Origin of the sequence: Microvirga sp. (assembly GCF_014699075.1) — a bacterium.
Classification (GTDB): Bacteria; Pseudomonadota; Alphaproteobacteria; order Rhizobiales; family Beijerinckiaceae; genus Microvirga.
In genome coordinates, this window is record NZ_JACXAB010000020.1 from 66,611 (window position 1) to 74,242 (window position 7,632).

Annotated in this window: 9 protein-coding genes and 1 pseudogene; 4 read left to right on the forward strand and 6 right to left on the reverse strand. The window is 61.3% G+C overall.

What is annotated here, in order from left to right:
• Positions 1-136: 136 nt before the first annotated feature.
• Complete coding sequence (locus tag IC232_RS20940; protein ID WP_190846890.1) at positions 137-1,078, reverse strand: LysR family transcriptional regulator; 942 nt, start codon at positions 1,076-1,078, stop codon at positions 137-139.
• A 105-nt stretch (positions 1,079-1,183) separates the two neighbouring features.
• On the opposite strand from IC232_RS20940, the gene IC232_RS20945 reads away from it, so the two are divergent.
• Both IC232_RS20945 and IC232_RS20950 read left to right on the forward strand, forming a co-directional pair.
• The gene (locus tag IC232_RS20945) at positions 1,184-2,038 is read left to right on the forward strand and encodes an SDR family oxidoreductase (protein ID WP_190846891.1); all 855 of its coding nucleotides are present in this window, start codon (positions 1,184-1,186) and stop codon (positions 2,036-2,038) included.
• A gap of 295 nt (positions 2,039-2,333) precedes the next feature.
• The gene (locus IC232_RS20950; RefSeq protein ID WP_409564949.1) at positions 2,334-3,116 is read left to right on the forward strand and encodes an alpha/beta hydrolase; all 783 of its coding nucleotides are present in this window, start codon (positions 2,334-2,336) and stop codon (positions 3,114-3,116) included.
• A gap of 90 nt (positions 3,117-3,206) precedes the next feature.
• Here IC232_RS20950 and IC232_RS20955 read toward each other — a convergent pair whose 3' ends face one another.
• On the reverse strand, positions 3,207-3,587 hold the full coding sequence (locus IC232_RS20955) for a hypothetical protein (protein WP_190846892.1): 381 nt from the start codon (positions 3,585-3,587) through the stop codon (positions 3,207-3,209).
• Here IC232_RS20955 and IC232_RS20960 point away from each other — a divergent pair.
• Both IC232_RS20960 and IC232_RS20965 read left to right on the forward strand, forming a co-directional pair.
• Entirely contained in the window at positions 3,586-3,918 is a 333-nt protein-coding gene (locus IC232_RS20960) for a hypothetical protein (RefSeq protein ID WP_190846893.1), read from the forward strand. The genes IC232_RS20955 and IC232_RS20960 overlap by 2 nt on opposite strands.
• 2 nt (positions 3,919-3,920) lie before the next feature.
• Positions 3,921-4,223 (forward strand): hypothetical protein, encoded by a 303-nt coding sequence (locus IC232_RS20965; protein ID WP_190846894.1) that lies wholly within the window; start codon positions 3,921-3,923, stop codon positions 4,221-4,223.
• A gap of 358 nt (positions 4,224-4,581) precedes the next feature.
• Here IC232_RS20965 and IC232_RS20970 read toward each other — a convergent pair whose 3' ends face one another.
• The 4 genes and pseudogenes from IC232_RS20970 to IC232_RS20985 form a co-directional block, all read right to left on the reverse strand.
• Positions 4,582-5,496 (reverse strand): SDR family NAD(P)-dependent oxidoreductase, encoded by a 915-nt coding sequence (locus IC232_RS20970; RefSeq protein WP_190846895.1) that lies wholly within the window; start codon positions 5,494-5,496, stop codon positions 4,582-4,584.
• Between the two features lie 292 nt (positions 5,497-5,788).
• Positions 5,789-6,043, reverse strand: coding sequence for a DUF2171 domain-containing protein (locus IC232_RS20975; RefSeq protein ID WP_190846896.1), 255 nt, complete (start codon positions 6,041-6,043; stop codon positions 5,789-5,791).
• A gap of 105 nt (positions 6,044-6,148) precedes the next feature.
• Positions 6,149-7,357 (reverse strand): patatin-like phospholipase family protein, encoded by a 1,209-nt coding sequence (locus IC232_RS20980; protein WP_190846897.1) that lies wholly within the window; start codon positions 7,355-7,357, stop codon positions 6,149-6,151.
• 26 nt (positions 7,358-7,383) lie between these two features.
• A pseudogene (locus IC232_RS20985) lies at positions 7,384-7,632 on the reverse strand (NAD(P)H:quinone oxidoreductase); the annotation flags it as partial.

The window sequence follows — 7,632 nt, forward strand, 5'->3', positions numbered from 1 at the left end:
TGACTGCAGGGTTCTGCGACGAATCCTTAATGCAGTGCCGCGGCCGCCCTGTTCACGGCCTCCCGGGCAGCCTCGAGGACGAAGTCGGTGGCGGCAGCCACTTCCGTATCATCGACTTCGAAGAATCCGTAGCTGCTCAGGTGGATGGCACCCTTTGAGGTCGACGCAGCTGACGCCCGGTGCCTGACCTCGCCATCTCGTGAACGAGGTCGATGAAGGCACGCAGGCCTGCCGAGGTGTGGCGGTGGACAGGATAGTAAAGCCGGAGCCCCGGGAAAGGCAGCGTCCAATCGTCGAGCACGCGGACCAGGCGGCGTTCAGCGATGTGGTCACGCAGGAAGGAAAGGCTGGTGTAGATGAGCCCGGCACCAGCGAGAGCTGCCTGAATGGCAAGCGTGTAATTGTCCAATGTTAGGCGCCCCTTCACGTCGAGGGCGATCTCTTCGCCGTGCTTGGAGAACTCCCAGCGATAGAGCGTCCCACTCGGCAGGCGGGTCCGGATGCACTCGTGTTCCAGGAGGTCGGCGGGTGCTTTCGGCTTCTTGCGCTCCTTGAAGTACTCTGGTGAGCCAACAACCGCCATCGAATGATCACCTCCGATCGCGACGGCAATCATATCCTGCGGCACGGCTTCGGCCAGCCGAATACCGGCATCGAAGCCTTCAGCGACGATATCGACGAACCGGCCCTCGGCGGACAGGTCGACACTCATGTCGGGATAGCGCCTTAAAAACTCGAGAACGATCGGCTCCAGGATCAACTGGGCTGCGCCTTGAGATGTGTTGATGCGCAGGGTGCCGGCAGGCGTGGTGCGGAAGGCGTTTGCCAGATCCATGGCATCCGTGATCTCCCGCAGGGCCGGGCTGACGCGAGCCAGAAACTGCTCGCCGGCTTCTGTAAGGGAAACGCTCCTCGTGGTGCGATGGAAGAGGCGCACCCCCATGCGGGCCTCCATCGCGGCGACGGCGCGGCTGAGGGCGGACGAGGACATGTCGAGATCGGCCGCGGCCGCACGGAAGTTGCGGTGGCTTGCTACGGACACCATGGCTCTGAGTTCCAGAAGGCCATCGTTTCTCATTGTCCCGCTTCCTGCGGCGTCTCATCCCTGAATATGCGTCTTATCGCAAGAGAAGACCATGTCTAGATCGCCCCTCGGACGCAATTCTCCTGATAGGACACAGCAATGAAGAAGACTGTATTGATCACCGGATGCTCGTCCGGGTTCGGCAAGGCCAGCGCACGGTACTTTGCGGGGAGAGGCTGGAATGTGATCGCGACCATGCGCGATCCCGACGCGGAGAAAGACCTCTCCGGGCTGGACGGTGTGCTCGTGACCCGGCTTGATGTGCAGGACTCCGCCAGCATCGATCAAGCCATCCACGCCGGGATCGAGCGATTTGGGCGCATCGATGCCCTGGTCAACAATGCCGGATTTGGACTTTTTGGCGTGTTCGAGGGAACGCCGCGTGACAAAATCCAGCAGCAGTTCGACGTCAACGTCTTCGGCACCATGGATGTGACCCGTGCGATCCTGCCGCATTTCCGCCAGAACAAGGCGGGTCTGATCCTCAACGTCACCTCCGGCGCAGGCGTGTTCGGCCTGCCGATGCTCTCGCTCTACTGCGCCAGCAAGTTTGCCCTCGAGGGCTTCTCCGAGGCTCTGTCCTACGAGCTGGCTCCACTCGGGATCACCGTCAAACTGGTCGAGCCGGGTGGGTCGCTCAGCACCAACTTCGTCCGGCGGAACGGCTCCGAGGCTGCCGAAGTGACAACGCTGTCGGACTATGACGCGTTCGTTGCAGGATCCCAGGCCGTCTTCGAGAAGCTGGGCGCCGCCGCGACCGCAACGGGTGAGGATGTCGCCAAAGTCATCTACGAGGCGGCCACCGATGGATCGGACTGGCTGCGTTATGCTGCGACCGACGACATCAAGCCGATGATCAAGGCGAGGCGGGAAACATCCGAGGAGGAGTATATCGCTTTCATGCGATCCCATTTCATGGTCGACGTCTGCGAAGGCTGTATCGAGGCGGCTTGATGGCTGGTTGCGAGGCAGCAAAGCCTCGGACCGTAGTACGCTAAGCCGATTTGCGCAGGATTGGTGCATGCAGCGCAAGATCGCGTAACTCAGGGGACCTTTCGCTGCAGCTATAGTCTCATAAATCGGGCACAATGGCCTTGTCCTCGATCGAGGTCGTTTCTCCCGAGACCTCCAAGCGCCTCTGCCGGTGGCGGGGCGCTTCTTTTTGTCGGGAGCGGGTGGCGCCCGCAGGTTGCGGCTGCGGAGGCGGAGCCCTCACCTTCGAACATCCGCAGCCGCGAAGGAGGATCGCATGGCTTCACTAACGATGCAGCTTCTCGGGGCAACCCTGTCGCTTCCCGCCATTCTCGCCGCGGTGCCACCGGTAGCTGCCGCGGAGCCTAAAAGTTCGATTGTTCTGGTTCACGGCGCGTTCGTGGATGGATCCGGCTGGCAGGGCGTGTACAACATCCTGAAGAAGGACGGCTACGACGTCAGCATCGTCCAGAACCCGACGGAGTCGCTTGCCGGCGATGTCGCCGCCACAAAGCAGGTTATCGGGTCACAGAACAAGCCGGTGATCCTCGTCGGCCATTCCTATGGCGGGATGGTGATCACCGAGGCCGGCAACGACCCCAAGGTCGCGGCCTTGGTCTACATTGCGGCCTTCGCTCCGGATGCGGGCGAATCCGTCGCCTCGATCAACTCGAAGCCGGTGCCTGGGGCTCCTGTGGCGCCCATTGTGCCGATGAACGGAGCTTTGATGGTCGACAAGGCAAAGTTCCACGAGTCCTTTGCGGCGGATGTGGATCCGCAGACCGCGTCTTTCATGGCCGACTCCCAGACCCCTTGGGGAGAGGAAGCCCTGAAGGGGACGATCAGCACGCTGGCCTGGAAGTCGAAACCAAGCTGGTACATCGTCACCGCACAGGATAGGATGATTGCACCGGACGCCCAGCGGATGATGGCAAAACGAGCCGGAGCGACGATCTCCGAGGCCCAGGCGAGCCATTCCGTCTATGTGTCGCAACCGGAGACGGTGGCCAGGGTCATCAAAGCGGCCGCCGAGAAGGTCGCTAACTCACCCACTCGATAAGGGATCAGCATCTCTGGTGCAGGCCCGGCCGGCTCGAAGCCGACCGGGTTTTTCCGCGTTGCCGCGAGAGATTATAGGACAAAAATGGCCTCAGGCCGGGTTCTTTGCCAACGCGAACCGAACGAGCGTGGCGCAGAACAGGGCAGCGCCGGTGAGCCAGACCATGGCGGCAGCCACGGCCAGCGCGGGCTGATCATGAGCGATGAGGAAGTAAAGCCCGGCTGGAAACAGGATGCCGCTGGGTGCAGAGATCAGAAAGTGAATCTTCGCGAGCCTGTTCTCCGCCAGAACAGGGTAGGCGCGATACGTCAGGCCGAACAGCGCCAGTGACGTCCATCCCACCAGGTTCAGGTGAGAATGCATGTGGGTCAAGGAGAAATCCCGCGCGATGCCCATTCCCAACCCGAGCATGACGCTGAACACCAAACACGGGCTGGCGAGCGCGAGGAAGTAGACGTCAACCTTGCGCATGAAATCCATTCCTTCTCGGCAAAGGTTAGGTTCAGGGCCGGCTACGGCCAGAGATGAAAAGCGGGCCGCCCAAAGAGGCCCGAAGTTCAATTCCAAAAAAGTGAGAAGTATTTTGTCAATCCATAAAGGATCAGTGGCCGTTATCGGCGGCGTGACTATGCAATTTGCTTATCAAAGAGGCAATCAAATCCTGTGTGTTGCCGTGCAATCCAACGATTGCGCGGATGCTCATCACGAGCGCGTCATGATTACGACGGCAGCTCTTCCCGCCGAAGGCTGGAAACTGTACGTGACGTCGTTGAACGGACCTCATTGGGAAAAAGGAGCCTAAGATTGATGTTGCGAATTGGACTAGCGGTAGCGATTGGACTGGGTGCAATGACATCGGCATTTGCCAGCTCCGGGGATGCCTGGCAGGCGATGCGGGACAAGGTGCGGGCCGGCTGCCTTGCGAAAGCGCGTTCGATGCGCCTCGGCAAGGTTGACGCCAACGTGGATCCGTTCGGAACTCAAAACTACGGCACCGCCATTCTCATCAAGGGAGGGACGTCACGAAAGTCTGATCTGGCCTATGTCTGCGTCATGGACAAGAAAACAGGAGAGTTCGAGGTCGGCGGAGAAATGACGCTGCGGTGAAGTGTGACCTGATCGCGAAATTGCAACGGTGAATGTTTTGTTGCAGCCCACGCCGGTGGACGTATTCCGCCGACGTGAGGTCTTGAACTGACTCGAGGCCGGAAGGACCTCCCTCGCCACGACGGCAGGCCCTCCGGCCTCAAATTTTCATCAGAGCATAGGTTCGATGCTGAGCAGAGTTGTGACAACCGCTGTCATGTTGAGCAGTCCAATCGATGCGGCGACAAGGCATGGCGCTCTGTGGCGGCGGGGCTTCTCAAGCCGCCGGAGGAGACGCCGTTTCGAACGTGTCATGGCTGAATCCTTTGAGACAAGGTGGGGGGTACCGCTGCGTATGCGACAGCCGGAAGCATAGACGTCAAGCGACCAGCTGCGACGCGACGTTCCACAGCCGCTCGGCATTGTCCGCGCTGAGTGCATAATGCGCGACGCTGTTCCATCCGTCGGGACGTTTGGTAACGGTCACAGCCTCGTTGCAGTCCTCGAAGTAGCGTCCACCAATGCCGTCCAGCAGGGGTGATGCTGCCAGCAGCACCGAAGTTGCCGCGCCCTGTTGCGGCGCCTTGCGTTGCTCGGGCGGAGTTTTCACGCCGCCGATGTGTTTCTGAAGATTGGTTGCGATCGCGCCGGGGTTCAGGGCATTGGCGAGAATTCCGTGCTTGCCCCAACGTCGGGTAGCCTCAACCGCCAGAAGTGCATTGGCGGTCTTCGATTGGCCATAGGCGACGAACGGGTCATAGGGCAGAAAATCGAAATGCATGTCGTCAAAGATCACAGGCGCCACAATATTAGCGCTGGAACTCACCGATACAATCCGCGCGCCATTGGCTTCCGCCAGAGCCCGATGCAGGCCGACGGTGAGCGCGAAGTGTCCTAGGAAGTTGGTGGCGAACTGCATCTCCCAGCCCTCAGGCGTCCGTTCCAACGTGGGCAGGGCCATGATGCCGGCATTGTTGATGAGAACATGCAGGGGGCCGTCCCAAGCGGTCACGAACTCCTTCACCGAGCCTTGGTTTGAAAGATCCAGGCGCCGGACAGACACGTTTGGGTTGCGGGTGTCCTCCTTGATCTCGGCCGCGATCTTCTCACCGGCTTCAATCGAGCGGACAGCCAGCGTCACTTCGGCCCCGACACGGGCAAGTGAGCGGGCCGTTTCGATACCGATCCCGGAGGATCCTCCAGTCACAATGATGCGCTTGCCAGTCAGATCAACGCCACTGACGACTTCGTCGGCCGTCGAACTGAAGCCGAAGGGGGTTGTGATAAGTTCCATAATGAAAATGCCTTTTCGCTTTCGAGATGAACCAAGCGGACGGGCAGGAGATAGGCGATCGGCTTAGGCCCGATAAGCCGCCTAAATTGGCATGAGGCGTTGCGGCAAGTGGGACAATCGCGGACTGTGGCACGGGGTCCCGTTGCCTGCCGCCTCGTGCCACAGTCCTTTTATCTGATGCGCTCTGGCTGATCTCAGGCGCCTGAAGCTGCGGCCTGAGGCGTGGCGAGGAAGCTGATCGCCGAGCAATTGAAGGCGTTCGGACTGTACTAAGGTCAGATTCCTCGGGCCGTCAGGAACTCCCGCCGGCTTCTTCCTCGAAGGTGACAGCAACATCGGCGTTGGCCGACAACCGCACCTTGTTGCCTTCGACATCTGCGACCAGAGACATTGGGATATAGTGATGATGGCCCGCATGAGAGCCCATACCGCTGTCCGCCTTGGTCAGCTTGATGCGGTTGCCCTCCACTTTGTCGACGGTGCCGATATGGACCCCATCGGCTCCGATCACTTCCATGTGCTCGCGGATCGCGTTTGCATCTGACATGAGTCTTGTCCTGTATCTAGTAGTGGATCAACTGCTTGATGGTGAAGCTCCAACCTTCTTCGTTGGATTGCGGCTCGTTTGTCCCTCTTTTGCACGCGATCTTCTTTACAAAGCCAATGCGGGTGCCGGCGGTGGGCTCGAGCGCCAGGCTCGTCCCGACATCCCCATCTGCTCGCCGGCGCGAAAGAGCTCGCCCATGTACTCGCGGTCGAACTCCGATCGGGCGGCTTTCGTGAAGTCCGGCGGGATGGAGGTAAACAGAACCCGAGCGTTGGTCTCCCGGGCGATGCGGTCCAGGCGACGCAGGTCAGACAGGCCCTGGTACTTCGTCAGGGTCATGATGGAGCGGGTCGCCAGCGGAAGGGCTCTTTCCTCAGTCGGCTTGTAATCGGGCGTGAGTTTGCCGTTGCGGATGACGTACAGGGTGCGTTCTCGTGCATGGCCGAACGCCAATTGCTCGAAGCGGGCGAAGCGGGTCCGAGGGGGCGCGAAGAAGAGTTGAGCGGTGACGCCGCCGTCGACATGCAGTTCGTCGTAGGTGCGTCCTTCTGCATCCACGCGGATCCGCACGGCGGGGAAGAGGCCCGGCAGCGCGGTTGATGCGAGCAGGATCCGGACGATGAGCTCACGCCGATCGGGCTGCCCACTGGCTGCGATGGCCGAGAGATCCCAGATGACCGGCCGCTGGGCGTCAATGTTGGTGGTCTGTACGAGCAGGCGGCGTCCCTTCCCGTACTCCCGCGCGATCGCATCCAACACATCGTCTGTCATATAGCGTTCGAGAAGGCGCTTGAGCGGGGTGGTGTCGTACCGGGACGAGCCCAGCAGGCCGAGGACCCCACGATCCATGACAAGATCGCTGTCGCTGTAACGGGTGTAGATTTCCTGCAGCACGCCATCATAGGCAGGACCAAGAAAGGCGAAGGGAGCCCCCAGGGCGCCCGTGGAGACGCCCGTCACCACCTCGAAGTGGGGGCGCTGCCCGCTCCGGGTCCAGCCGGTGAGGAATCCGGCCGCGTAGGCGCCTTCGCCCCCGCCACCCGAGATGGCGAGAAAGTCAGCCTTCCGGGTACTGGCTCCCGGCTCGCCGGCACGAGATGCCTCTCTGACTTGCTGATACTGGCGGCGGATGACCGCTTCGATCGTCGGGGTGACGGCGTCGCCCCAGAACCGGATGTCGCCATAGCCGCCGACCTGAGCAGCCTCGAGTTGGGGGCTTGGCACGGCCGCTCGCTCCTGCACGGCGACACATCCGCTCATCACAGCGGCCAGTGCCATGATGAAGCCTGTACGGGCTGGGACGTGAAATACCATATCTCGCGCTCTCCAGCGTACGGTGGTCATGGCTGTCCGGCGGTGCCGCCCGTCGTCTCGGTCGGGTTCTGCATCTCCGGCGGCACCGGTCCGCGCTCGCCGGCGCCGTGCTCCAGCTTTGCGGCAATTTCGGCCACATGGCGACCCTGGAACCGGGCGCCCTCGAGCTCGTTCTGGCTCGGCTGACGCGAGCCGTCACCGCCCGCGATGGTGGTGGCGCCATACGGGGAGCCGCCGGTGATCTCGTCCATCCGGGTCTGGCCGGCAAAGGAGTA